This window comes from Streptomyces sp. NPDC020747, from assembly GCF_044334695.1.
GTDB lineage: Bacteria > Actinomycetota > Actinomycetes > Streptomycetales > Streptomycetaceae > Streptomyces.
In genome coordinates this window covers 42,429-64,138 of sequence record NZ_JBIRTJ010000025.1, presented here as the reverse complement: position 1 = coordinate 64,138, position 21,710 = coordinate 42,429, and the positions used below count along the sequence as shown (strand labels likewise).

At 71.3% G+C, this 21,710-nt stretch carries 24 protein-coding genes; 15 read left to right on the top strand and 9 right to left on the bottom strand.

The features are described 5' to 3' along the window. A complete protein-coding gene (locus tag ACH4YP_RS44075) occupies positions 1 to 972 on the bottom strand; it encodes an SDR family oxidoreductase (protein ID WP_398496953.1) in 972 nt (323 codons plus the stop codon). Between the two features lie 143 nt (positions 973 to 1,115). On the opposite strand from ACH4YP_RS44075, the gene ACH4YP_RS44070 reads away from it, so the two are divergent. After that, the gene (locus ACH4YP_RS44070) at positions 1,116 to 1,634 is read left to right on the top strand and encodes a DUF4240 domain-containing protein (RefSeq protein ID WP_361072399.1); all 519 of its coding nucleotides are present in this window, start codon (positions 1,116 to 1,118) and stop codon (positions 1,632 to 1,634) included. A 45-nt stretch (positions 1,635 to 1,679) separates the two neighbouring features. On the opposite strand, the gene ACH4YP_RS44065 is transcribed toward ACH4YP_RS44070, so the two are convergent. Next, complete coding sequence (locus tag ACH4YP_RS44065) at positions 1,680 to 1,943, bottom strand: hypothetical protein (RefSeq protein ID WP_398496951.1); 264 nt, start codon at positions 1,941 to 1,943, stop codon at positions 1,680 to 1,682. 133 nt (positions 1,944 to 2,076) lie between these two features. Next, complete coding sequence (locus ACH4YP_RS44060) at positions 2,077 to 2,811, bottom strand: peptidoglycan recognition protein (protein WP_388470088.1); 735 nt, start codon at positions 2,809 to 2,811, stop codon at positions 2,077 to 2,079. Positions 2,812 to 3,183: 372 nt separating this feature from the next. Between ACH4YP_RS44060 and ACH4YP_RS44055 the strand changes: the two genes are divergently transcribed. After that, positions 3,184 to 4,368, top strand: a complete 1,185-nt coding sequence (locus ACH4YP_RS44055) for a MarP family serine protease (protein ID WP_398496949.1) — start codon at positions 3,184 to 3,186, stop codon at positions 4,366 to 4,368. A 343-nt stretch (positions 4,369 to 4,711) separates the two neighbouring features. On the opposite strand, the gene ACH4YP_RS44050 is transcribed toward ACH4YP_RS44055, so the two are convergent. Continuing rightward, positions 4,712 to 5,200 (bottom strand): GNAT family N-acetyltransferase, encoded by a 489-nt coding sequence (locus ACH4YP_RS44050; RefSeq protein WP_361072382.1) that lies wholly within the window; start codon positions 5,198 to 5,200, stop codon positions 4,712 to 4,714. A gap of 94 nt (positions 5,201 to 5,294) precedes the next feature. Between ACH4YP_RS44050 and ACH4YP_RS44045 the strand changes: the two genes are divergently transcribed. Then, on the top strand, positions 5,295 to 6,191 hold the full coding sequence (locus tag ACH4YP_RS44045) for a TIGR01777 family oxidoreductase (RefSeq protein WP_398496947.1): 897 nt from the start codon (positions 5,295 to 5,297) through the stop codon (positions 6,189 to 6,191). 186 nt (positions 6,192 to 6,377) lie between these two features. Continuing rightward, on the top strand, positions 6,378 to 7,748 hold the full coding sequence (locus ACH4YP_RS44040) for an NAD(P)/FAD-dependent oxidoreductase (RefSeq protein ID WP_398496945.1): 1,371 nt from the start codon (positions 6,378 to 6,380) through the stop codon (positions 7,746 to 7,748). Between the two features lie 84 nt (positions 7,749 to 7,832). Here ACH4YP_RS44040 and ACH4YP_RS44035 read toward each other — a convergent pair whose 3' ends face one another. After that, positions 7,833 to 9,272 carry a hypothetical protein gene (locus tag ACH4YP_RS44035; RefSeq protein ID WP_055616296.1) on the bottom strand — a complete coding sequence of 480 codons (1,440 nt, stop codon included), beginning with the start codon at positions 9,270 to 9,272 and terminating at the stop codon, positions 7,833 to 7,835. 258 nt (positions 9,273 to 9,530) lie between these two features. Between ACH4YP_RS44035 and lipB the strand changes: the two genes are divergently transcribed. The 4 genes from lipB (at position 9,531) to ACH4YP_RS44015 (ending at position 12,714) form a co-directional block, all read left to right on the top strand. Continuing rightward, positions 9,531 to 10,346, top strand: coding sequence for a lipoyl(octanoyl) transferase LipB (lipB, locus tag ACH4YP_RS44030; RefSeq protein WP_398496943.1), 816 nt, complete (start codon positions 9,531 to 9,533; stop codon positions 10,344 to 10,346). Between the two features lie 137 nt (positions 10,347 to 10,483). After that, entirely contained in the window at positions 10,484 to 11,449 is a 966-nt protein-coding gene (gene lipA / locus ACH4YP_RS44025; protein WP_361061205.1) for a lipoyl synthase, read from the top strand. 302 nt (positions 11,450 to 11,751) lie between these two features. After that, the gene (locus tag ACH4YP_RS44020; protein WP_361061203.1) at positions 11,752 to 11,952 is read left to right on the top strand and encodes a hypothetical protein; all 201 of its coding nucleotides are present in this window, start codon (positions 11,752 to 11,754) and stop codon (positions 11,950 to 11,952) included. A gap of 60 nt (positions 11,953 to 12,012) precedes the next feature. After that, complete coding sequence (locus ACH4YP_RS44015) at positions 12,013 to 12,714, top strand: DUF4191 domain-containing protein (RefSeq protein ID WP_361061201.1); 702 nt, start codon at positions 12,013 to 12,015, stop codon at positions 12,712 to 12,714. A 112-nt stretch (positions 12,715 to 12,826) separates the two neighbouring features. Here the strand turns inward: ACH4YP_RS44015 and ACH4YP_RS44010 are convergent, their stop codons facing one another. After that, positions 12,827 to 13,294, bottom strand: a complete 468-nt coding sequence (locus tag ACH4YP_RS44010) for an RDD family protein (protein ID WP_361061199.1) — start codon at positions 13,292 to 13,294, stop codon at positions 12,827 to 12,829. 199 nt (positions 13,295 to 13,493) lie between these two features. Between ACH4YP_RS44010 and glnA the strand changes: the two genes are divergently transcribed. The 3 genes from glnA to ACH4YP_RS43995 all read left to right on the top strand — a co-directional run bounded on the left by glnA (position 13,494) and on the right by ACH4YP_RS43995 (position 16,618). After that, positions 13,494 to 14,903 (top strand): type I glutamate--ammonia ligase, encoded by a 1,410-nt coding sequence (glnA, locus tag ACH4YP_RS44005; RefSeq protein ID WP_361061197.1) that lies wholly within the window; start codon positions 13,494 to 13,496, stop codon positions 14,901 to 14,903. A 198-nt stretch (positions 14,904 to 15,101) separates the two neighbouring features. Next, on the top strand, positions 15,102 to 16,037 hold the full coding sequence (gene htpX / locus ACH4YP_RS44000) for a zinc metalloprotease HtpX (protein WP_361061215.1): 936 nt from the start codon (positions 15,102 to 15,104) through the stop codon (positions 16,035 to 16,037). Between the two features lie 2 nt (positions 16,038 to 16,039). Beyond that, positions 16,040 to 16,618, top strand: a complete 579-nt coding sequence (locus ACH4YP_RS43995) for a hypothetical protein (RefSeq protein WP_361061196.1) — start codon at positions 16,040 to 16,042, stop codon at positions 16,616 to 16,618. On the opposite strand, the gene ACH4YP_RS43990 is transcribed toward ACH4YP_RS43995, so the two are convergent. Beyond that, complete coding sequence (locus ACH4YP_RS43990; RefSeq protein ID WP_361061194.1) at positions 16,615 to 16,896, bottom strand: hypothetical protein; 282 nt, start codon at positions 16,894 to 16,896, stop codon at positions 16,615 to 16,617. The genes ACH4YP_RS43995 and ACH4YP_RS43990 overlap by 4 nt on opposite strands. A 265-nt stretch (positions 16,897 to 17,161) precedes the next feature. Between ACH4YP_RS43990 and ACH4YP_RS43985 the strand changes: the two genes are divergently transcribed. Then, positions 17,162 to 18,346 carry a winged helix DNA-binding domain-containing protein gene (locus ACH4YP_RS43985; RefSeq protein WP_398496940.1) on the top strand — a complete coding sequence of 395 codons (1,185 nt, stop codon included), beginning with the start codon at positions 17,162 to 17,164 and terminating at the stop codon, positions 18,344 to 18,346. 115 nt (positions 18,347 to 18,461) lie between these two features. Here ACH4YP_RS43985 and ACH4YP_RS43980 read toward each other — a convergent pair whose 3' ends face one another. Next, complete coding sequence (locus ACH4YP_RS43980; RefSeq protein WP_143631201.1) at positions 18,462 to 18,770, bottom strand: hypothetical protein; 309 nt, start codon at positions 18,768 to 18,770, stop codon at positions 18,462 to 18,464. Between the two features lie 276 nt (positions 18,771 to 19,046). Here ACH4YP_RS43980 and ACH4YP_RS43975 point away from each other — a divergent pair, with 276 nt between their 5' ends. The 3 genes from ACH4YP_RS43975 to ACH4YP_RS43965 all read left to right on the top strand — a co-directional run bounded on the left by ACH4YP_RS43975 (position 19,047) and on the right by ACH4YP_RS43965 (position 20,716). Beyond that, positions 19,047 to 19,442: a hypothetical protein gene (locus ACH4YP_RS43975; protein ID WP_361061189.1), complete on the top strand. Its 396-nt coding sequence runs from the start codon at positions 19,047 to 19,049 to the stop codon at positions 19,440 to 19,442. A gap of 78 nt (positions 19,443 to 19,520) precedes the next feature. Next, the gene (locus ACH4YP_RS43970) at positions 19,521 to 19,889 is read left to right on the top strand and encodes an arsenate reductase family protein (protein ID WP_361061187.1); all 369 of its coding nucleotides are present in this window, start codon (positions 19,521 to 19,523) and stop codon (positions 19,887 to 19,889) included. A gap of 131 nt (positions 19,890 to 20,020) precedes the next feature. After that, the gene (locus ACH4YP_RS43965) at positions 20,021 to 20,716 is read left to right on the top strand and encodes a hypothetical protein (protein WP_398496938.1); all 696 of its coding nucleotides are present in this window, start codon (positions 20,021 to 20,023) and stop codon (positions 20,714 to 20,716) included. A gap of 41 nt (positions 20,717 to 20,757) precedes the next feature. Here ACH4YP_RS43965 and ACH4YP_RS43960 read toward each other — a convergent pair whose 3' ends face one another. Then, positions 20,758 to 21,624, bottom strand: a complete 867-nt coding sequence (locus ACH4YP_RS43960; protein WP_361061183.1) for an alpha/beta hydrolase — start codon at positions 21,622 to 21,624, stop codon at positions 20,758 to 20,760. Positions 21,625 to 21,710 lie beyond the last annotated feature (86 nt).

Below are 21,710 nucleotides of genomic sequence, written 5' to 3'. Positions count from 1 at the left end.
CTACCGGTAGCCCGTCACGTCCGCCGGTTTGCCCTGTGACTCCACCTCGATCAGGTAGCGCCACGCGTCGGGCGCCGAGCCGTCGACGTCCGTGAAGCCGTACTCCTGGGCGAGGCCGCCGCTGGAGAGCGACTGCCCGTTCCAGCGGGCCACGTCAGGGTCGGCGGCGAGCGCGACCAGGGCCCGCCCCACATAGGTGGGCGTCTCGGAGATCGCGAAGTGCGGGACGTGCGCGCAGGCGTCCCGCCAGTTCTCCTCGGTGACCTTGAAGGCGGTGTCGAGCATCGCCTCCGAGCGCAGCCAGCCCGGGGTGAGGCAGACAGCGGTGCAGCCGTGTTCCTTGAGCTCCTCCCCGAGGTCGTGGGCCATGCGGATGGGGGTCGTCTTGGCGAGGTCGTAGAAGAACGGTTTGCGGTAGCGGCGGTTGTACTCCTCCGTGCCGTCGGTGACCTCGACGAGCAGCCCGCCGGGGTTGCGGACGAGGAGCGGCAGGGCGACATGGCTGGTGATGACGTGCGACTCGATGCCGAGGCGCATGATCCGCAGCCCCTTGTCGAGGTCCATGTCCCACATGTCGGGCTGCTTCTCCGCCGACCAGTCGAGGAGGACGTCACCACCCCACATGTCGTTGACGAGGATGTCGAGGCGGCCCTGTTCGCGGTCGACGCGGTCGACGAGGGCGCGTACCTGGCCGGGCTCCAGGTGGTCCGTCGGGACGGCGATGCCCCGCCCGGCGGCGCCCGCGGCCGCGTCGACCAGTTCGGCCGTCCCCTCGATGGTCTCGGTGGTCCGGCCGACCTCGCTGACGTGCTCGCGGGTCGTGCGTCCCGTCACGTACACGGTGGCTCCTGCGCGGCCCAGTTCCACCGCCATGGCCCGTCCGGCGCCGCGTGTGGCGCCCGCGACGAGGGCGACCTTTCCCCTCAGTCGCGGGGCGGACTGCTGCGCTGTGGTCTGTGCTGTCGTCTCCATGGTCCGAGCATCGCGCCGAATGCGGACATCTGCTGTCGGGCTTTCCGTGGGCATGTGCGCGCATTCCGTGGGCATGTGCGCGCATAACGATCTGCCTGTCCCCGGGTGCGCGGGCCCGGTCCAGGCCCGATGCTTGTCCCGTGATGGACGAGACGGAGTTCTGGGAGCTGGTGGACGCGACCCGCGAGGCCGCCGAGGGCGACCCCGAGGAGCAGGCCGACGTGCTCGTGGAGCGGCTCGTCCAGTTGGACCCCGAGATGGTCCTGGACTTCGCCCGTCATTTCGAGGCCCGTTACAACCGTGCGTACATGTGGGACCTGTGGGGCGCGGCCTGGATCCTGCTCGACGGAGCCAGCGACGACGCCTTCGACTTCTTCCGCTGCTGGCTGATCGGCCAGGGCCGGGAGGTGTACGAGGCCGCCGTGCACGATCCCGACAAGCTCGCCGAGCTCCTCACGGACTTCGACGACGAGGTCGACGGGGACGGTGAGGAGCTGGGCTACGCGGCGGACGAGGCGTACGAGCAGCTCACCGGCACGGTCGCCCCGGACCTCGGTATTCCGGCCGCGCCGCCCGAGCCGCTGGGCACCGCGCTGAACCTGGAGAACCAGGCACAGCTGGCGGAGCGCTTCCCACAGCTGTGGGACCGGTTCGCGGACTGACGGGCGGTCCCACCGGGAGAACCCTCTTCACCAGGAGAGCCCGTCTCACCAGGAGGAGCCGCGCGGGCCTGCCGTACGGATCTGGTGGGCGGGGGCCGTCGCGGCGGTGGGCCAGGCGGCTGCCGTGGGCGTGCCGTCCTTCCGTGCGCCGATCGGCGGTGCCGCGTTCGCCCGGTCCAGTGCGGACGCGGTGGCGGCGGACGGCCCCACCACGACGGCTGCCACCACACAGGCCACGGTCCACGGGCTGCGTGCGGCCCGTGCCCACAGCGAAGTCCCCCGGGTCTGCTGCTCCTTGCGACTGCTCATGATCCCCACCTCCGGTCAGTGCGTGCCTCGACGCTAGGAGGCGTGGCTCGGGGTGATCCGTGAGCTGCCTGTGGCGTACCTGTGAAGCGCTACGGGGAGCCGCCGGGCGGGCGGAAGCCGGGCGCGACGGCCCCTAGCGCCTGCCCTGGAGGTGGGCCGCGTGTTCCCTGATCTCGGGCAGCCTGGCCATCAGGGCGGCGCCCGGGCAGGCGGTCCAGTAGCCGTCGGTGTGGCCGGAGACGGCGGTGAAGGTTCCGCGGGTGCCGGCCGGGTACTTGCTCAGGCTGTTGGTGGAGACGAGCCGCACCGGAGCCCGGGGGTCGATGCCCACGAGGCCGAGCTTCCAGGCGGCGACGGCCGCTATGGCGTCGGTCATGGCCTTGGGAACCGGCACGCCCGCGGTGAAGGTGCCTATCGCGGCGATGCCCGCCGTGCCCACGTTGAAGCCCTGCGTGTGCGCGCCGACGACGGCGCGGTCGATGCCGCCCGCCCGGCCCTCGTAGATCGTGCCGCAGCGGTCGACGAGGAAGTTGTAGCCGATGTCGTCCCAGTGCCGGACCCCGGCCTGTCCCGCGTACAGATAGCGGATGATCTTGGGTGCGTCGGCGCAGTCGTAGCCGTTCGGCGAGTCGGTGTGGTGCACGAAGACGGCGGTCACGCGGCCGGCGTACCGGGTCGGCGGCCGGGTGTAGGCGGCGTCGGCCAGCCAGCGTTCCCGCGGCACGATGGGGGGCCGGGCGGCCTGGTGCCCCACTGCGGCCCGCGCCGCGACGGGCCGCCGGGCCTCACCCGGCGTGCGGTCGACCCCCACGGCACACAGCACGAGACCGGTGACGGCGACCAGGCCGGGGACACAGGCGAGGGCCACGCGCGCGGGGCGGGGTATGCGGGCCAGGACCGACGGAAGGAGCCCGGTGCCGGCCGAGGGACGCGGCCCGGTGTCGCCGTCGGCATCGGGTCCGGTCCGCCGGAGCACCCTGCGCCACCGTGCGCGAACCCCCCGCAGCGCGCCACGGGCGCGGTGTGGCGGAGGGGTTCGATGGGCGCACATGGGATCCACTCTCCGGGACAGTCGGGCCGTCCGCGATGTGTGCTGTGCCACCCGGTGGAACCAACGTCCCGGTCCGAGACGTTTCTACAGGTCCACGCACGCGTGCCGGATGGCCGGTTTCCACGCGCGCGTACCTGATCACTGGGCCCTCCCGGCACGTACTAGGAGACCCAAGAGAAAGGGAGCTCCGTGGACCTGCTCGACATCCTGCTGTTGCTGGTGATCCTCGGTTATGCGGCGTCCGGCTACCGGCGCGGGCTCGTCGCGGGCTGTGTGTCCCTGGCCGGCTTCGTGGGCGGTGCCGTGATCGGCGTATGGGTGCTGCCCTGGATGATGGACCTGGTGGAGGCGGGGACCACGACGGCGACGGTCACCGCGGTGCTCACCGTGCTGCTGCCCGCCGCCGCGGGCCACGAGCTGGCGGGCCGACTGGGTGTGAAGCTCCGGCGCGAACTGGACCGGGGTCCCCTGCGCGCGGTCGACGGCGTGGGCGGCGCGGCGGCCAACGCGGTCGCCGTGATGCTGGTGGCGTGGGTCGCCGCGAGCGTCCTGGGCGCCTCCGCCTCGCCGGTGGTCACCTCGTCGATCCGGAACTCCGCGCTGCTCGGCGCGGTGCAGGACTCGATGCCGGATGCCACCCCGGCCTGGTTCTCCCGGGCCACCTCGGCGCTCACGGAGGCGGGCTTCCCGCAGGTCTTCAACCCCTTCGAGAACGAGCCGGCGGCCAGCGTCGCCAAGCCCTCGGGGGACAGCGTCACCGCGGCCGCCACCCAGGCCGCCCAGCGCTCCACCGTGAAGGTCGAGGGCGCTGTCGGCACCCAGGGCCGCGAGGGCAGCGGCTTCGTGTACGCGCCAGAGCACGTGATGACCAACGCGCACGTGGTGGCGGGCATCGACGAGCCGACCGTCCGGGTGGGCGGCACGGGCAAGGCGTACGAGGCGAGGGTCGTCCTCTTCGACCCGGACAAGGACGTGGCCGTGCTCGACGTGCCGGGTCTGAAGGCGCCCGTGCTGCCCTTCGACGACAGCGCGACCCGCGGCGACGCGGCCGTGGTCGCGGGCTATCCGCAGGACGGCGGCCTCGACCTCCAGGCGGCCACCGTCGCCAACAAGATCAACGCCAGGGGCCAGAACATCTACGGCTCCGACCCGGTCACCCGCGAGATCTACTCGATCCGCTCCACGGTCCGTCCCGGCAACTCCGGCGGCCCGCTGCTGACCACCACCGGCAAGGTCTACGGCGTCGTCTTCGCCCGCTCCACGAGCGACAACGAGACGGGTTACGTGCTGACCGCCGACGAGGTCGCGGCCGACGCCCAGCGCGCGGCGAAGGCCAAGGCGGCGGTGGACACGGGCGACCTCATCACCTCCTGAGCCCGGAACCGCACTGACCGCTCCCGAGCCTCAGAAGCGGGTTCCGCACTCCCCCTTCCCCCGTGGCCCGGCCGGCCGGCGACACCGCCGACCCGCCGGAGATCCGCCTCGCCGCGGCGGCCGGACGCGGGCGTCGAGGGCCCGGGCTCACCCGCGGAACTCGCGTTGCGCTGCCTGCGGGAACCGACGGGCGGGACGCGGCTGCCGGCGGAGCCGCGGCGGGGCTGATCCACGAACCCGGCCGAGGGCTCAGGACGCGGTCTGGCCGGGAGCCGGCGCGCGGACCGGCCGGAAGCCCGCAGCCCGAAGCCCGAACAGCCCGGAGACCGCGGTCCGTTCGGGCTCAGAGGCCGCGCCCCATGAGTACGTCGTCCACGTACTCCCCGTCGAGGTAGAACTCCCCAGGCTGGATCCCCTCGACCACGAAGCCCTCCGACTCGTACAGCTCGCGGGCCGGGGTGTTGTGGCCGAGGACGCGCAGGGTGATCCGCAGGGCGCCCTGGCGGCGGGCCTCGGTGACGACCGCGCGGATCAGGGCACGGCCCACGCCGTGGCCGCGCGCCTCTTCGGCGACGGCGAGGCCCTGGATCTGCCGTACGTGCGCGTTCGAGACGAGCGGGGTGGGGAAGCCGAGCCGTACATAGCCGATGACGCGCCCGGCCAGCTCCGCCACCAGGTGGTCGCGGGGGCCGAAGCGCTCGTTGAAGAACGGCTCGTACGGCGGCTGGTCCTGAGGTCTGACGGCGTGCTGGTAGGACCAGATCGCGCGGTCGAGACGGCCCAGCGCCTCTTCGTCGTCGGGCCGGGCGGTGCGTATGGACGGCTCAGGCATGGCGTGATCTTACGACCGGCGCCCGCGACACCGTCCGGTATGCCGGACACCCCTCGGCGCAACGCTCCCGGGGCGGACGGCGGAGGATGGGGCCATGGAGACTTCCCGAATCGCCGTGGCCGGCGCGTCCGGCCTCATCGGCAGCGCCCTGGTGCGCTCGCTGACCGCCGACGGGCACGAGGTGGTGCGGCTGGTGCGCCGTACGCCCCGGGCGAAGGACGAGGTCGAGTGGGACCCCGAACGGCAGTACGTCGACGCGGCGGGGCTCATCGGCTGCGACGCCGTGGTGAACCTCGCGGGCGCCGGCATCGGGGACCGCCGCTGGACCGACGCGTACAAGCGGAGGATCCGGGACAGCCGGCTGCTCGGCACGGCCGCGCTGGCGGAGGCCGTCGCCTCGCTCGACCGGCCGCCGCGCGTCTTCCTGAACGGCAGCGCGATGGGCATCTACGGAGACACCGGCGAGCGGGCCGTGGACGAGAGCGCGCCTCCCGCGATCGGGTTCCTGCCCTCGCTGTGCGTCGAGTGGGAGGAGGCGGCGGCTCCCGCGGAGGAGGCGGGCGTACGGACCGTCTTCGCGCGCACCGGCTTGGTGGTGGCCGCGAAGGGCGGCGCCTGGGGACGGCTCTTCCCGCTGTTCAAGGCGGGGCTCGGCGGGCGGATGGGCGACGGGCGGCAGTACTGGAGCTACATCGCGCTGCACGACCACGTGGCCGCGCTGCGGTTTCTGCTGGACTCCGAGTCGCTGTCAGGACCCTTCAACCTGACGGCTCCGGAGCCGCTCACCAACCGGGAGATCACGGCCGCGATGGGGCGCGTGCTGCACCGGCCCGCGGTCTTCGCGGTGCCCGCGCCCGTGCTGAAGCTCGTGCTCGGGGAGATGGCGCAGGAGGTGCTGGGGAGCCAACGGGTGCTGCCGGCCCGGCTGTTGGAGTCGGGGTTCACCTTCGCCTTTCCGGGGATCGAGGAGGCGATCCGGGCGGTTCGCTAGGGCAGGCGCTCCGCCGGGTCCCCGGCCGACGGGACCGACCCATGCGACCCGTGTGCGACCGTGCCCTGTTCATGCGCGACTTCCACTGACCGTCGGCGGCCCTACCCTCGTGCCGAACTCGGGTATTCCTGAAGCCCGTTGGGGGCATCACGCCCCCGGCAGTCACGCGACCTCGGGGAGGGGCACGTGCTTGAGCCCGCGTATCAGGCGGACGTCGTCATCGTGGGAGCCGGAGTCGCCGGACTCGCGGCCGCCCATCGGCTGAACAGCGCAGGTGTAATGACCGTGGTCCTGGAGGCCGCCCCTTACGTGGGTGGCCGTATGACGACCGAGAAGGTCGACGGCTTCCGTCTCGACCGCATCGGCCAGCTCCTCTCCACGTCCTATCCCGAGCTGCGGCTGACCCCGGGCCTCGACAGGCTCGCCCTGCGGCCGTTCGCCCCCGGCGTGCTCGTCCACGCCGACGGCAGGGTCCACCGGGCCGGCGAGCCCGCAGGCGCCGGGGGCGCACGGGGCGCACTCGACGCGGCGCGCGCCCTGGTGAGCCCCCCTCGCAGGGTCAGGCAGATACCGGCGACCGCCGTGCCGCCCGTGTCGCGGGCCTTCCCGCCGCTCGGCGGCGCCCTCGACCAGGCCCGGCTCGCCGCGGCCCTCGGACGGATCGCGACCGTCCCCGTGGAACGGCTGCTGGCCCGGCCCGAGCGGCCCGCGGGGCGCGCGCTCGCGGCCCGCGGCATGCCGGCCCGTACGGTCGAGGGGTTTCTGCGCCCGCTGCTGGCCGCGCTGCTCTGCGATCCGGATCTGACGACGTCGAGCCGGTGCGCGGACCTCGCGCTGCGCGCCTTCGCCTCCGGCCGGCTGTGCGTCCCGGAGGGCGGCGCCGACACGCTGCCTGAGCTGCTGGCGGCAGCCCTGCCGCCCGGGACGGTCCGCACCGGAGTGCGGGTCACGTCCGTGTCCACGACCTCGGTGACGACGGCGGACCACGGCGAACTGCGTTGCCGGGCCATCCTGGTGGCGACCGACGCCCACGCCGCCGCCGAGTTGCTGCCGGGCCTGCGGGTGCCGCCGTTCCACCAGCTCACCGTGGTGCACCACACGGCCGACGAGCCACCCCTGACGGAGCCCGCGCTGCTTCTGGACGCGGACCGCCGGGGCCCGGTGGCCCACACCGCGGTCATCAGCCAGGTCGACCCGACCCGCGCCCCCGTGGGCCGCGCCCTGATCTCCTCGACGATCCTCGGCGCACCCCCCGCGGACACGGACCGGGCCGTACGCGCCCACCTGGCCGCCCTCTACGGCACCGCCACGCACCGCTGGGAACTGCTCGCGGTCCACCACACCCCCGACGCGGTCCCCGCGATGCCGCCCCCGCACGACCTCCGCCGCCCGGTCCGCCTCCTCGCCGGCCTGTACGTCTGCGGCGACCACCGCGACACCAGCACCGTCCAGGGCGCCCTCCACTCGGGCCACCGAGCGGCAACAGCCCTCCTGACGGACCTGGGCGTCGACTCGGCGCCCACGGCGCCCCCATTGACGGCCTCGACCGCCGCGTAGGCGTACGAGAGCCAGGGGGTGGAGGTCCTGCCCCGCGGGGCAGGACCTCCACCCCATCCACCGCGCCCCATCCGGCGGTGCCGTTCAGCCGAGCGCGGCGACCTTGTCGCGGTACCCCCTGACCGGCGCCGCGTCCTTGTACGGTTCGAGCCGTCGCTCGAAGTCCCGCACATACTCCACCGCCCGCACCGACCGCATCTCCGAAGCCTGCGTCGCCGCCTCGGCACCCAGCTGGCAGGCCTGATCCAGCTCGCCGAGCCCGAGCCGCGCCGAGGCCAGGACGACCCGGCAGAAGAGACGGCTGCGCGCGTACCCGGGGGCCCGCAACTGCAGGGACCGCTCGGCGTGCTGTGCGGCCGCCCGGTACTGCTGGAGGTCGCGGTGGCAGTGCCCGAACTCGTCCGCGAGCTGCGCCTCGTCGAAGAACCGCGCCCAGTACGGCACTTCGTCCCCCGGTCGGGCGGTCTCCAGGGCCCGCTCGGCCCGTACCAGCGAGGCCGTGGCCGCCCGCACCTCGCCGAGCACCCCGTGCCCCCGCGCCTCGACCGCGTACAGCAGCGCCTGGACGACGGGCGGGGCCGACGAGCCCACGCCCTGCTGGGCGACCCGGGCCAGCTGCACCGCCTCCCGGCCGTGCCCCAGATAGACGGCTTGCCGGCTCATCGTCACGAGCACGTACGAGCCGTACGCCCGGTCCCCCGCCGCCTGCGAGAGCCGCAGCGCCTGTACGAAGTACCGCTGGGCCAGTCCGTGCGCGGCGATGTCGTACGAGGTCCAGCCCGCCAGGCGGGTCAGATCGGACGCGGCGGCGAACAGGCGGCGCCCCGTCTGCTCCCCGTAGGTGCCGCGCAGCATCGGCTCCAGCTCGTGCTCCAGGTACCGCACGAGGGCCTGCCGGGCGTGCCCTCCGCCGTACGCGTTGTCGAGTGTGCGGAACAGTTCCCCGACCGAGCGCAGCGCCGCGATGTCGCCCGCGGTCACCCGCTGCCCGGGGCCGCGTTCGGTCTGTGCGCGCTGCCGGGGCACGGCCGGGCGGCCCTGTACGGGGATCCGTACGGCACCGGGGTCGCCGCGGCCCACCCGGTCGTCGGCCCGGCCGATCAGCCAGTCCCGGCTGGGCACGACGAGCCCCGCCGGGGTGAACGCGATCTTGCGGAGCTCCGCGTGACTGCCGGAGTCCTTGCGCCACAGTCCGCCGACGATGTCGACGGCCTCCTCTGGGGTGGCCGCGAATTCGAGCCCGGCGTACACCGGGGCGCACGCGTCGAGTCCGAGGTCCTGGGCGGTGAGCCTGCGGCCGAGGCGGCGGGTGAAGACCTCGGCGATCAGCGCGGGTGTGGTGCCTCTTGGCTGCTGGCCGCGCAGCCAGCGGGTCACGGATGTCTTGTCGTATCTGAGATCGAGCCCGTGTTCGAGGCCGAGCTGGTCCACTCGGCGGGCTAGCCCCGCGTTGGAGAACCCCGCTTCTGCGATTAGTGCGGCGAGCTGACGGTTGGGGGTGCGCTGCGCGGGTCGTTCCGTCATCTGCGGTGCGAACTCCTGCCTTCCGGGCTGGGGGCCTGCGGGAACAGGCCCGGGCGAGGTCGGCCGCCATGCCTTGAGCAGCCCTTGAAAGCCTCGTGAACGGCGCGAATGTAGCGGTCCGTAAGCACCCGATCGCACACTTCGACGCGCATTCATCCGATCGTGTGAGGATTGCCCCCAGGGCTGACGAGGTTCGACCGGACGTACAGTGGCGTGAGGCTGTTATGAGCCTTACGACTCTTCAGGGAGGCGCTTGCCGTGAGTGAGCTGCGGTTCGTCCGCATGGGTTTCGGTGCGGACGCCGTCGAGTACCAGGAGGCCTGGGACGAGCAGCGCCGTGTGCACACGGCCCGGTTCCAGGACGAGATCCCCGACACCTGTCTGCTCCTGGAACACCCGCCGGTCTACACGGCCGGCCGGCGTACGGCGGACAGTGAGCGGCCCCTCGACGGCACGCCGGTCGTCGACGTGGACCGCGGCGGCAAGATCACCTGGCACGGACCGGGGCAGCTGGTCGGCTACCCGATCCAGAAACTTCCCCGCCCGGTCGACGTCGTCGCCCACCTCCGCCGCCTGGAGGACGCGATGATCCGGGTCTGCGCCGAGTTCGGCGTCGGGACGAGCCGGGTGGAGGGGCGGGCCGGTGTCTGGGTCCTGGGCGACCCGGTGGCCGAGCGGCCCTCTCTCGGCGGGCTCTCCCTCGACTTCGACCCCCGGCTGGCGGACGAGGAGTTCGACCCCCGGCTCGACGGGCCCGAGTACGCGCCGTCCAACGCGGGGCAGCGGCGCGAGGACCGCAAGATCTGCGCCATGGGCATCCGGGTCGCCAAGGGCGTCACGATGCACGGCTTCGCACTGAACGTGAACCCCGACACGTCCAGCTTCGACAAGATCATCCCCTGCGGCATCCGTGACGCCGGTGTCACGTCGCTCGCCCACGAGTTGGGCCGCGACCTCACCATCGCGGAGGTCCTGCCGGTGGCCGAGCGGCACCTGCGGGACGTCCTCGGGAACGCGGAGTTGAGGCCGCGGGAGGTGGAGCCGGCTCTCACCACCAGCCCCTCCGGCGTTTGAGGAGCGGGGGTTCGGGGGCGGAGTCCCCGAAAGGCGGGAATGCACCCCCGGTCCCGAAGGTTGCCCACCCCGGGGGCCGAGAAGCGAACGGGCGTACCCTGGTGTACGCCGAAGAATCGAAGCTACAGGGAGCCGATGTGTCCGCAGTCGCACCCGACGGACGCAAGATGCTGCGCCTGGAGGTCCGGAACGCCCAGACCCCCATCGAGCGCAAGCCCGAGTGGATCAAGACCCGGGCGAAAATGGGCCCCGAATACACGAAGATGCAGAATCTCGTGAAGAGCGAGGGCCTGCACACGGTCTGCCAGGAGGCGGGCTGCCCCAACATCTACGAATGCTGGGAAGACCGCGAGGCCACGTTCCTCATCGGCGGCGACCAGTGCACGAGGCGTTGCGACTTCTGCCAGATCGACACGGGCAAGCCCGAGGCGCTGGACCGCGACGAGCCCCGCCGCGTGGGTGAGTCCGTGGTCACCATGGACCTCAACTACGCGACCATCACGGGCGTCGCCCGCGACGATCTGGAGGACGGCGGCGCCTGGCTGTACGCCGAGACCGTGCGCCAGATCCACGCGCAGACCACGGACCGCGCCGAGGGCCGGACCAAGGTCGAACTCCTCGCCCCCGACTTCAACGCGGTCCCCGAGCAGCTGGCCGAGGTCTTCTCCTCCCGGCCGGAGGTGTTCGCGCACAACGTCGAGACGGTCCCCCGCATCTTCAAGCGCATCCGCCCGGGCTTCCGCTACGAGCGCTCGCTGAAGGTCATCACCGACGCCCGCGACTACGGCCTGGTCACGAAGTCGAACCTGATCCTCGGCATGGGCGAGACCCGTGAAGAGGTCAGCGAGGCCCTGCGCCAGCTCCACGAGGCCGGCTGCGAGCTCGTCACCATCACGCAGTACCTGCGGCCCTCCGTGCGCCACCACCCCGTGGAGCGCTGGGTCAAGCCGCACGAGTTCGTCGAGCTGAAGGAGGAGGCCGACCAGATCGGCTTCTCCGGAGTCATGTCGGGCCCGCTGGTCCGCTCCTCGTACCGCGCGGGCCGCCTGTACCAGATGGCGATCGAGAAGCGCGGCTCGTACGTCGCTTCACAGGCCGTCTGAGACGAGGCGAGAGGGGGTCGCGCGACACGTCGCGCGACCTGCGGGATGGCACGCAGTGCCACCCAAGCGTGTGAATCCGAGCACAAGTAACTACCCGCCAGTAGTGGCCAATACGACGCGGTCCTGACCGTCCCCGCAGATGGGGGCCCCATCAGGGCCGCGTCAGTGTTTTCGGCCCGCGCATCAAGGCTTCATTGGCGTTTGACCGGTCGGTCACGCCCTGGTAACACCATTCAGTGACCCTGGTCTTACGCCACGTAGAGCCCTAGCCAGAGCCGCCATCCCGAGGGGGGACCACCATCATGCAGACCGCTCCCGTACGCGCCACAGCGATTCCGTCGTTCAGCGATGCACTCCGTGCCGTCGAGTCACTGCTCCTGAGCAGCGGCCAGCGCACCGCCCGCCGCAACGCCTGGACCTCCGTCCTGGAGGACCGCCGCCGCGCCAAGGACCGGGTCGAGACGCAGCACGTCCTGGAGCAGAGCTTCACCGGTCGCCCCTGAACCGGGTCCGACCCGGCACCGCCGTCGTCGGCGCTTCCCACGCCACGTAGACTTCACGGCATGGCGAGGAAGGAATCCGCAGCGGACGCTGCGAACCCCGGGCGACTCAAGCAGATCGCCCTGACTTACAAGATGACCCGCAAGGCCGACAAGATGATCGGTCTTGTACTCGCGGCTGTCGGAATCGGCACCCTCGGTGTCTTTCTCGCGATCGGCTTCTTGATCGGTCACCCGATCTATCTCGGCATTCTCGGCCTCCTGCTCGCCTTCCTCGCGTCGGCGATCGTCTTCGGACGCCGGGCCGAGCGTGCGGCGTTCGGGCAGATGGAGGGCCAGCCGGGTGCGGCCGCCGCGGTACTCGACAACGTCGGGCGCGGCTGGACGACAACCCCGGCGGTGGCGATGAACCGCAGCCAGGACGTGGTCCACCGGGCCGTCGGCAAGGCCGGCATCGTCCTGGTCGCCGAGGGCAACCCGAACCGGGTGAAGACCCTGCTGGCCGCCGAGAAGAAGAAGATGGCCCGCATCGTCGCGGACGTGCCGGTGCACGACATCCTCGTCGGCACGGGCGAGGGCCGGGTCGAGCTCAAGAAGCTCCGCACGACGATGCTGAAGCTGCCCCGCGTCCTGTCCGGCCCCCAGGTCACCGCGACCAACGACCGGTTGCGCGCCCTTGGTGACCTCATGTCCAACATGCCCCTCCCCAAGGGCCCGATGCCCAAGGGAATGCGGATGCCGCGCGGCGGCCCGAAGATGAGGTAGCTCCTCCTCCCGTACGACGAAGGGGGCGCCCGGAGTGATCCGGGCGCCCCCTTCGTCGTACGACATCGGCCGCGGCGTACGGCCTTGGCCCGTACGCCGCCGAACGGGACCGTCAGGTCCTGAGCTCGACCGTGCGGGCCACGCGGTCGTGCAGTCCCCTGCCGTCGCGGTCCCAGATCAGCGCGGGGAGGGCGACGCACAGGAGGGCCGTGCGGAGGAGAGCTCGGAGCGGGTTGACCGTGCCGGTGTCCAGGGCGACGACGCGGAGGCCGAACAGGCGCTTGCCCGGGGTGAAGCCGATCGTGCCGACGGTCAGGACGCTCACGACGAAGAAGACGGCCAGAGCCCAGTTGCCGGTCGCCTGGCCGTAGCCGTCGGTGATCAGGCCGTATGCGATCAAGAGGCACAGGCCCCAGTCCACGGCGAGGGCGCCGAGGCGCCTTCCCGGGCGGGCGATCGAGCCGGGGCCCGACTCGGGCAGACCCAGCTGCTCGCCGCGGTATCCGAAGTCGGCACCGGCTTCCTCCGCCGCCGCGCGGGGTCCGGAGAGCCACGATCCGATTGCTTGCCTGTTGTCCACCCGTCCACGGTACTGCGCCCGTTTTGGCATGCGTACAGGTGGGGTGTTCCGGGCCGGGTCCGGTTAACTTGGGCGAAACAAATGGGTCACGCTTGAGAAATCACCCGTCCCTAAGGTCGGGCTCAGCGTGTGCCACCGCACTGGCCGCACAAACGAACTACCACCCCGGTCGGACATGGTCGGGAGTAGGAGGAGCTGGATGTTCCAGAACGCCGACGAGGCCAAGAAGTTCATCAAGGACGAAGACGTCAAATTCGTCGACGTCCGCTTCTGCGACCTGCCGGGTGTGATGCAGCACTTCACGCTGCCGGCAGAGGCCTTCGACCCGACCGAGGAACTGGCCTTCGACGGCTCCTCCATCCGCGGCTTCCAGGCCATCCACGAGTCCGACATGGCGCTCCGCGCCGACCTGTCCACCGCGCGCGTCGACCCCTTCCGCCGCGACAAGACGGTCAACATCAACTTCTTCATCCACGACCCGATCACGGGCGAGCAGTACTCCCGTGACCCGCGCAACGTGGCGAAGAAGGCGGAGGCGTACCTCGCGTCGACCGGCATCGCCGACACCGCGTACTTCGGCCCCGAGGCCGAGTTCTACGTCTTCGACAGCGTGCGGTTCCAGACCAGCGCGAACGAGTCCTTCTACCACATCGACTCCGAGGCCGGCGCCTGGAACACCGGTGCGGTCGAGAACAACCGCGGTTACAAGGTCCGCTACAAGGGCGGCTACTTCCCGACCCCGCCGGTCGACCACTTCGCCGACCTGCGTGCCGAGGTCTCCCTGGAGCTGGCCAAGTCCGGCCTCCAGGTCGAGCGCCAGCACCACGAGGTGGGCACCGCCGGCCAGGCCGAGATCAACTACAAGTTCAACACGCTGCTCGCCGCGGCCGACGACCTCCAGCTCTTCAAGTACATCGTGAAGAACGTCGCCTGGCGCAACGGCAAGACCGCGACCTTCATGCCGAAGCCGATCTTCGGTGACAACGGCTCGGGCATGCACGTCCACCAGTCGCTGTGGACGAACGGCGACCCGCTGTTCTACGACGAGGCCGGCTACGCGGGCCTGTCGGACACCGCCCGCTACTACATCGGCGGCATCCTCAAGCACGCCCCGTCGCTGCTGGCCTTCACCAACCCGACGGTGAACTCGTACCACCGCCTGGTCCCGGGCTTCGAGGCCCCGATCAACCTGGTGTACTCGCAGCGCAACCGCTCCGCGGCCATGCGTATCCCGATCACGGGCTCGAACCCGAAGGCCAAGCGCGTCGAGTTCCGCGCGCCCGACTCCTCCGGCAACCCGTACCTCGCCTTCTCGGCGCTGCTGCTCGCGGGTCTCGACGGCATCAAGAACAAGATCGAGCCGGCCGAGCCGATCGACAAGGACCTCTACGAGCTGGCCCCCGAGGAGCACGCGGGCGTCGCCCAGGTCCCGACCTCCCTCCCGGCCGTCCTGGACCGCCTCGAGTCCGACCACGAGTTCCTGCTCGCGGGCAACGTCTTCACGCCCGACCTGATCGAGACGTGGATCGACTACAAGCGCACCAACGAGATCGCTCCCCTGCAGCTGCGCCCGCACCCGCACGAGTTCGAGCTCTACTACGACGTGTGATCGGCTCCGTGACCGACACGTACGCGTAGCGCGTCACGGCTGACGAACGGCTGACGAAGCGAAGCCCTGTCACCGCCCTCGGGCGGTGACAGGGCTTTGTCGTTCTTTGCCTGGTGGAGGACTGATCCGGATCCATTCGTGGAAATACCCGGGTGCACACTGGAATCGGGACGAGTGCCCGATTTCGAGGTGATCGATATGCAGAGCCGCTTCCAGGCCGACCGGCAGCTGACCGCGCGGATGGGCGTCACGTTGTTCCTGCTCGGGCTGCTGTACGTGGCCTTCGTGGCCGCGCTGATCGTGCTGCTGAAGTCCTGGGTGCTGGTCGTGGTCGTCGCCGCGGCACTGCTCGGCGCGCAGTACTGGTTCTCGGACCGGATCGCGCTGTACGCGATGCACGGGCGGGTCGTCGAGCGCGAGGAGTATCCGCAGCTGCACGGGGTGATCGACCGGCTCTGCGCGACCGCCGACATGCCGAAGCCCGTGGTCGCCGTCTCCGACATGGAGATGCCGAACGCCTTCGCCACCGGGCGCAACGCCGACCACGCCGCCATCTGCGTCACGACCGGGCTGCTGCGCCGACTCGACCCGGCCGAGCTGGAGGGCGTACTCGCCCATGAGCTGTCGCATGTGGCGCACCGCGATGTCGCGGTGATCACCGTGGCCTCGTTCCTGGGAGTGCTCGCCGGGCTGGTCGTGCGCTTCACCCTCTACTCGCAGGTGTTCGGCGGTCGGGGGCGCAAGGACCAGAACACGGTCGTCGTCCTGATGACGGTGATGGCGGTGTCGGCGGCCGTCTACGCGCTCAGCTTCCTGCTGATCCGGGCCCTGTCGCGGTACCGCGAACTGGCCGCCGACCGGGCCGGGGCCATGCTCACCGGGCGTCCCTCGGCGCTGGCCTCCGCCCTGACCAAGCTGACCGGGGACATCGCGAAGATCCCCACGCGTGATCTGCGGACCGCGCAGGCCTTCAACGCCTTCTACTTCACGCCCGCGTTCGGTGCCGTGCCGGGCGGCCGGCGGCTCTTCTCCTCGCTGCTGTCGACGCACCCGAGCCTGGAGGACCGGCTTGATCAACTCGGCCGTATCTCCGGCGAGTTGGGTGAGGCGCCGGCCCCCGGGAAGGCCCGCTGAGCATGGGGTTCCTCGACATCCTCCTCGGCCGCAGCAGGCCCGTCGCGCCCGATCTCGACCAGCTCTTCGGGCTGCCGTCGGCGGCCGTGACACTGGAGGCGGCGGCCGGGTTCACGCCGACCGGGCACGGCTCGGTGTGCTTCGCGTCCGTCGAGGGGGCCGCCTTCGACGACGTACGGGAGGAAGTGCGGGAGCTGCTCGACGCGGACTCGGAGCCGCCGGTGGAGGTGAGCCGAGACGACTTCGGGTACACCTGGCTGGTGTCGCGGCGGGAGCCGGAGGATCTGCCCGCGCTCGTCGGTGATCTGCACGCGGTGAACAGCACGCTGGAGGGCAGCGGGTTCGGCCCGCAACTGCTGTGTTCGGTGGTCGGGTTCCACCACGGCGACGGGCGGCGGCTGGGGCTCGTCTATCTCTACAAGCGCGGGACCTTCTACCCGTTCGCGCCGCTGCCCGGGGACGGCGAGCGGCGCGACAACGCGCTGGAACTGCAGGTCAGGGCGGCCCTCGGGAACGACCTGCGGGTGGAGCAGGACCTGGGCCGGTGGTTCCCGCTGTGGGGAGCGCCGGGCCTGGGCTAGTTCCGCTTCTGGCGGGTCGTCCAGGGGTGTTCGCGGCGGTAGCGGCGCTCCCACCTGGCCTGCTGGTCACGGCGCTGGCGGTACGCGCGGTAGTCGTTGTCCCCGCGCGGCGACGAACCCGAGGGTCCGCGTGCCGACGAGGAGCCCGTCGTCCCCTGGCCCGTGCGGCCGTAACGGAAGTTCAGGTAGAGCAGGGCGGCTCCGGCGAGCCACCAGACGGGGTTGTTGAAACCGAGGACGACCAGAGCGAGGATCGCCAAAATGATCAAGGTACCCATGATGGGTCTCCTTGTGCGTGGGTGTTGGGACCTTGAGATGTCCGACGCGGCGCTGGGGGCGGGCACCCGTCCGTCGGTGCGTTGAGAGTAGCCCTCAGAGTGCCGGGTGATGCCTGCCCGACGGAAACGAATAACGCCGGAGTCCGGTGGCGAACGCTCACAGAACTCCTGAAGTCGAAAGAAATCGTCGCTCGGGGCGAGAATCCAGGGGCGGGGCCGGACAGAACACGGCACGGTACGGCTACGGGACGACGTAGGGGGCCGAGTGAGCGGACAGGGACGGTACATCGAGGTGGCGGAGCGGCGGGCCCGGCTGGCTGTCGGGCAGCGGCTGGCCGGGACCGCGCGGGCGGAGTCGCCGGAGGAGGTCGCGGAGTCGCTGGTGGCACTGCACGGGACGGATCCCGCGAGCGTCTTCCTCGCCGTGGGCGCGCGCCTGGCGGACGCGGCGAAGACCGTGCCGGAGACGGAACGCGCGCTGTACGAGGACCGGACGCTGGTGCGGATGCACGGCATGCGGCACACCGTGTTCGTGTTCCCCACCGGGCTGGTTCCGGTCGTGCACGCGTCCACCGGGCTCACCGTCGCCGCCCGGGCGCGGGCCGCGCTGATCAAGGACATGGCCAAGGCGGGGGCACCGGACGCGCGGTGGCTCGCGGAGGTGGAGGCGTCGGCGCTGGCCGCGCTGGCCCGGCGCGGGGAGGCCACCGCGGTGGAACTGTCCCAGGACGAGCCCCGGTTGAGGGAACAGTTCACGTACGCGGCGGGGAAGAGCTACGAGGGCGTGCACACCGTCTCCTCGCGGCTGTGGAGGGTGCTGGGGGTCGAGGGCCGGGTCGTACGGGGACGGCCGCTGGGCTCGTGGACGTCCACGCAGTTCCGGTGGGCCGTGGCCCCGCCCTCCCCCGAACTGCCGGTCGCCGAGGCCCAGTCGGAGCTGGTCCGGCGGTGGCTCGGCGCGTGCGGGCCGGCCACGGAGGCGGACCTGAAGTGGTGGACGGGCTGGAAGGTCACTGACGTACGCGCCGCGCTCAAGGCGGTCGGGGCGGTGACCGTGTCGGTGGGCGAGGGCGTCGGGTACGTCCTCGCCGACGCCGTGGAGCCGGTCGGGGCGGTCGAGCCGTGGGCCGCGCTGCTGCCCGCCCTGGATCCGACGGCCATGGGATGGCAGGAGCGGGACTGGTACTGCCCGCCGGAGCTGCGGTCCGCGCTCTTCGACCGCAGCGGGAACATCGGGCCCACCGTGTGGTGGGGCGGGCGGATCGTCGGCGGGTGGGCCCAGCGGCCGGACGGCGAGATCGTCTGGCGGCTGCTGGACACCGAGGGTGCGGGCCGCGAGGCGCGGGAGGCGATCGAGGCGGAGATCACGCGGCTGCACGCCTGGGTGGGCCCGACCCGGGTGACACCGCGCTTCCGGACGCCGCTGGAACGGGAGTTGGCGTCGGCCTGACGGGCGGGAGCCACCGCCCCCGCCCACTCGTGGCACATCCCAGGGCCACGACCCGGTGCGCCGTCCGCCCCGACGAACGGGCGGCGCACCGGGCGTGAGCTCAGCGAGTGCGACCTCAGCGGGCGTACCTCATCAGGGCTCGGACCATGTGGCACGTGGTGTCCGACGGCGGGTGGATCCCGATGAGTTGGGCCGTGCTGCGGATCTTCTCGTTTCGGGCCTGGTTCGGTACGTACACACCCGAGTCGAGGAGGGCGATCGCGAGTCGCATCGCCTTCAGACGGCGGTTGTGCGTCACGTACCAGTCGCGCGGACGGCCCGGTGGCAGCGGACGCTTCTCGACGGGCTCGTACGGCAGGTCGAGCAGGACCGCCCTCTTGGATGTGGACTGGGTGGGCAGCGGGCTGAGTGCGGCAGCGGGCACAGGCATCCTCCTGTCGCGGTCAGGGAACCGTCCGGCGTCTCCGGCGATCCCCTCGAACACTACTTATAGTTTACCAACCGCCACTGACATCGAGCGAGCCCAGGACGTCCAGTAAATGGCCTGGTGGGCAGGGTAATTGGCGCCGTGTCACACATGGTTTGCGAGATGTGCGTGGGACGGCAAAAATTCGAACAGAGCCATCCCCTCGCTCTGCGTGGTTCTTGTCCCGGCGGCCGAGCTGTGGCTGACTGGCGACGGCACCGAGGGGGAATGGGCATGGGCGACTGGGCCGTGATCGCGCAGTACTCCAACGACACGTACAGGACCGAGTTCATCTGCCGTGGGCAGGAGACGAAGGACCAGGCACTGAAGGCACTCCGTGCTGCCCTGTACACGTATCTGCCGAGCAAGAGCATCGTCGAGAAGCGGCGCCGCGTGTACCGCTTCGCCGACCAGGAGTCGTACCTGGTGGTGATCAAGGGCAGGCTGTCGGAGTGGGAGTGCACCCTGCGCGTCGTGGAGCTGGTCTCGGACTCGGCCGACCCGGCCGTGGCCGAGGGGGCGCAGCCGGAGGACGGCTCTGCGGAGCTGGAGGAGAGCGCGGTGCAGCCCGAGGACCGCGTGGCGGAGGCGGCCGACGGGCCGCAGGACCGGATCCCGCCGGGATACTGACAATCACCCCTGGCCAGAAGCGTTTTGAGGCATGCCGTGACGGGTGTGCGGCGCGGTGTTTCGCGTACCTTGTGCCGCATGGAGATCTGGATCAATCCGGCATGTTCGAAGTGCCGCAGCGCCATCAGCCTGCTGGACGAGGAGGGGGCCGCGTACACGGTGCGGCGGTACCTGGAGGACGTGCCGAGCGAGGCCGAGATCCGGGAGGTCCTGGAGCGGCTCGGTCTTGAGCCCTGGGACATCACCCGGACCCAGGAGGCCGTGGCGAAGGAGCTGGGGATGAAGGAGTGGGCCCGGGACGCCGGTTCGCGGGAGCGGTGGGTCGCGGCGCTGGCGGAGCACCCTCGGCTCATCCAGCGGCCGATCATCACCGCGGAGGACGGAACCGCCGTGGTGGCACGCACGGACGAGGCCGTGCGGGACGCGTTGGGGCGAAGTCAGGGCTGAGGATCCCTCAACTTCTGTGTGATCTACGTTACTCAGGTGACTCGTGTGAACCAGTGAGTAACCCTGTTCGGTATCTCGTACATAGCGGCGGACGGCCACCGTCAAGGGGTGGCCGGGGACAGGAGCCGTTCATGTCACGCAGAAGAACCCTCGGCCCGAAGAAGAAGATCGCGCTGCTGGTGAGCGCCGCGGCCGTGGCCGGTGGCGGCGCTTTCGCCTTCGCCGCCACCTCGAACGCGAGCACCACGAACGCGGCCGCCAACGCTCCGGCCGCGCAGTCCTCGGTGGTCTGCGACGGCCTGGCCACCGCGCTCGGCAACAACGAGAAGTTCATCGAGGGGCAGCGCACCGCCCCGGACGCCCAGTCCCAGGCACGGATCGCCAACCGGGAAGCCGTGATCGCCCAGATCAAGGTCCAGCAGGAGGCCTCCGGTTGCGAGGTCGGCGAGTCCTCGCAGGCAGGAGCGCCTCAGGGGGCGCCCGCCGAGTCGGCCCCGCCCGCCGCCGACCCCGCGGACCCCGCCGTGCAGCCCTCGCAGGGCGCCTCCGCGCCCGCCGCCGGTGACAACGCTGTCGGCGGCGAGCAGGTCTGCAACGGCTCCACCGTCACCCTCTCCGGCGAGGACGGCGCCCCCGCGGCGTCCAGCAACCAGTTCCCGGCCGGTACGAAGCTGAAGGTCACGAACCTGGACAACGACAAGTCCACGACCGTGGAGGTCACTTCGGTCTCCGGCAGCTGCGCGCTGCTGAACAACGCGGCCTTCGAGCAGGTCCGCGAGCCCGGCAAGTTCCTGATCCGCAAGGCCCTCATCGAGAAGGTGGGCTGACGGGACGGCTCCCGTCGGTGAGACCCCGCCGCGGTGACGGTTCAGGCCGTCAGGAAGCCGGTCAGCCTGCGGTTCAGTTCGGCGGGGTCCGTGTGGGGCAGCGCGTGGTGCGAGACGTCCGGCAGGACGGTCACCTCGGCGTGCGGCAACAGGGTGGCGGCGCGGGCCGCCACCCGTCGCGCGTCATGGGCCCGGCTCCGCTCGGCGAACAGGACCAGGACCGGCAGGTCGAGGGCGCGCAGGGCGTCCGGCTCGGGGGCCGGTCCCGTCACCGGTCGTACGAGCGGGAAGCTGCCCGCCTCCTCCTGGAGACGCAGCCAGTCGTGGTCGAGCGGGACGCCCCCGGTCTCCCACTCCAGGAAGGCACGCAGACGGCGGGGCGAGCGCCGCAGCATCATCGACCCGGCGCGCAGCAGGTACGCCGTCCCGAACCCGGCGAAACACTTCGTCGGGTCGAGGAGGAACAGACGGCTCACCCGCTCCGGCGCGTGCAGCGCGTACTGCAGGGCGATCCAGCCGCCGTACGAGTGCCCGCCCAGGTGGATCCGGGTGGCCGCGGCGGCGCCCATGTCGTGCAGCAGCGCGCCGATGAGTTCGTCGAGCCACGCGGTGAGGTCTTCGACGGTGCGCAGGGGGCTCTCGGCATCGCGTACGCTGCGGCCCGGTTCGCCGAGCAGGTCGACGGCGTGGACCCGGTGCGTACGGGCGAGTTCGGCCGTGTTGGCGAACCAGGAGGCCGAGGTGGCGCCGCCTCCGCCCGGTAACAGGAGGAGCGGGATGCCGTCGCGCGGACCGCAGACGTTGACGACCGTCTCACCGAAGGCCGTACGGACGCTGATCTCCTCCCGGTCGGCCGGCCACCTGGCCATGACCTTGTCGTACGCCACGCAGAAGTTCATGCTCCCCATTCCCCTCCCTCTATTATCTCGCTGAACGAGATACTCACTCATCGAGATGATAGACGGGGAGCCGCGTGAAGAACCAGGGACCCGAG

Bases quoted from the DNA above. Each gene is read 5' to 3' on its own strand.
- ACH4YP_RS44075 (WP_398496953.1), bottom strand. From the start codon at position 972: ATGGAGACGACAGCACAGACCACAGCGCAGCAGTCCGCCCCGCGACTG.
- ACH4YP_RS44070 (WP_361072399.1), top strand. From the start codon at position 1,116: ATGGACGAGACGGAGTTCTGGGAGCTGGTGGACGCGACCCGCGAGGCC.
- ACH4YP_RS44065 (WP_398496951.1), bottom strand. From the start codon at position 1,943: ATGAGCAGTCGCAAGGAGCAGCAGACCCGGGGGACTTCGCTGTGGGCA.
- ACH4YP_RS44050 (WP_361072382.1), bottom strand. From the start codon at position 5,200: ATGCCTGAGCCGTCCATACGCACCGCCCGGCCCGACGACGAAGAGGCG.
- ACH4YP_RS44045 (WP_398496947.1), top strand. From the start codon at position 5,295: ATGGAGACTTCCCGAATCGCCGTGGCCGGCGCGTCCGGCCTCATCGGC.
- ACH4YP_RS44035 (WP_055616296.1), bottom strand. From the start codon at position 9,272: ATGACGGAACGACCCGCGCAGCGCACCCCCAACCGTCAGCTCGCCGCA.
- ACH4YP_RS44020 (WP_361061203.1), top strand. From the start codon at position 11,752: ATGCAGACCGCTCCCGTACGCGCCACAGCGATTCCGTCGTTCAGCGAT.
- ACH4YP_RS44015 (WP_361061201.1), top strand. From the start codon at position 12,013: ATGGCGAGGAAGGAATCCGCAGCGGACGCTGCGAACCCCGGGCGACTC.
- glnA (WP_361061197.1), top strand. From the start codon at position 13,494: ATGTTCCAGAACGCCGACGAGGCCAAGAAGTTCATCAAGGACGAAGAC.
- htpX (WP_361061215.1), top strand. From the start codon at position 15,102: ATGCAGAGCCGCTTCCAGGCCGACCGGCAGCTGACCGCGCGGATGGGC.
- ACH4YP_RS43995 (WP_361061196.1), top strand. From the start codon at position 16,040: ATGGGGTTCCTCGACATCCTCCTCGGCCGCAGCAGGCCCGTCGCGCCC.
- ACH4YP_RS43990 (WP_361061194.1), bottom strand. From the start codon at position 16,896: ATGGGTACCTTGATCATTTTGGCGATCCTCGCTCTGGTCGTCCTCGGT.
- ACH4YP_RS43975 (WP_361061189.1), top strand. From the start codon at position 19,047: ATGGGCGACTGGGCCGTGATCGCGCAGTACTCCAACGACACGTACAGG.
- ACH4YP_RS43970 (WP_361061187.1), top strand. From the start codon at position 19,521: ATGGAGATCTGGATCAATCCGGCATGTTCGAAGTGCCGCAGCGCCATC.
- ACH4YP_RS43965 (WP_398496938.1), top strand. From the start codon at position 20,021: ATGTCACGCAGAAGAACCCTCGGCCCGAAGAAGAAGATCGCGCTGCTG.
- ACH4YP_RS43960 (WP_361061183.1), bottom strand. From the start codon at position 21,624: ATGGGGAGCATGAACTTCTGCGTGGCGTACGACAAGGTCATGGCCAGG.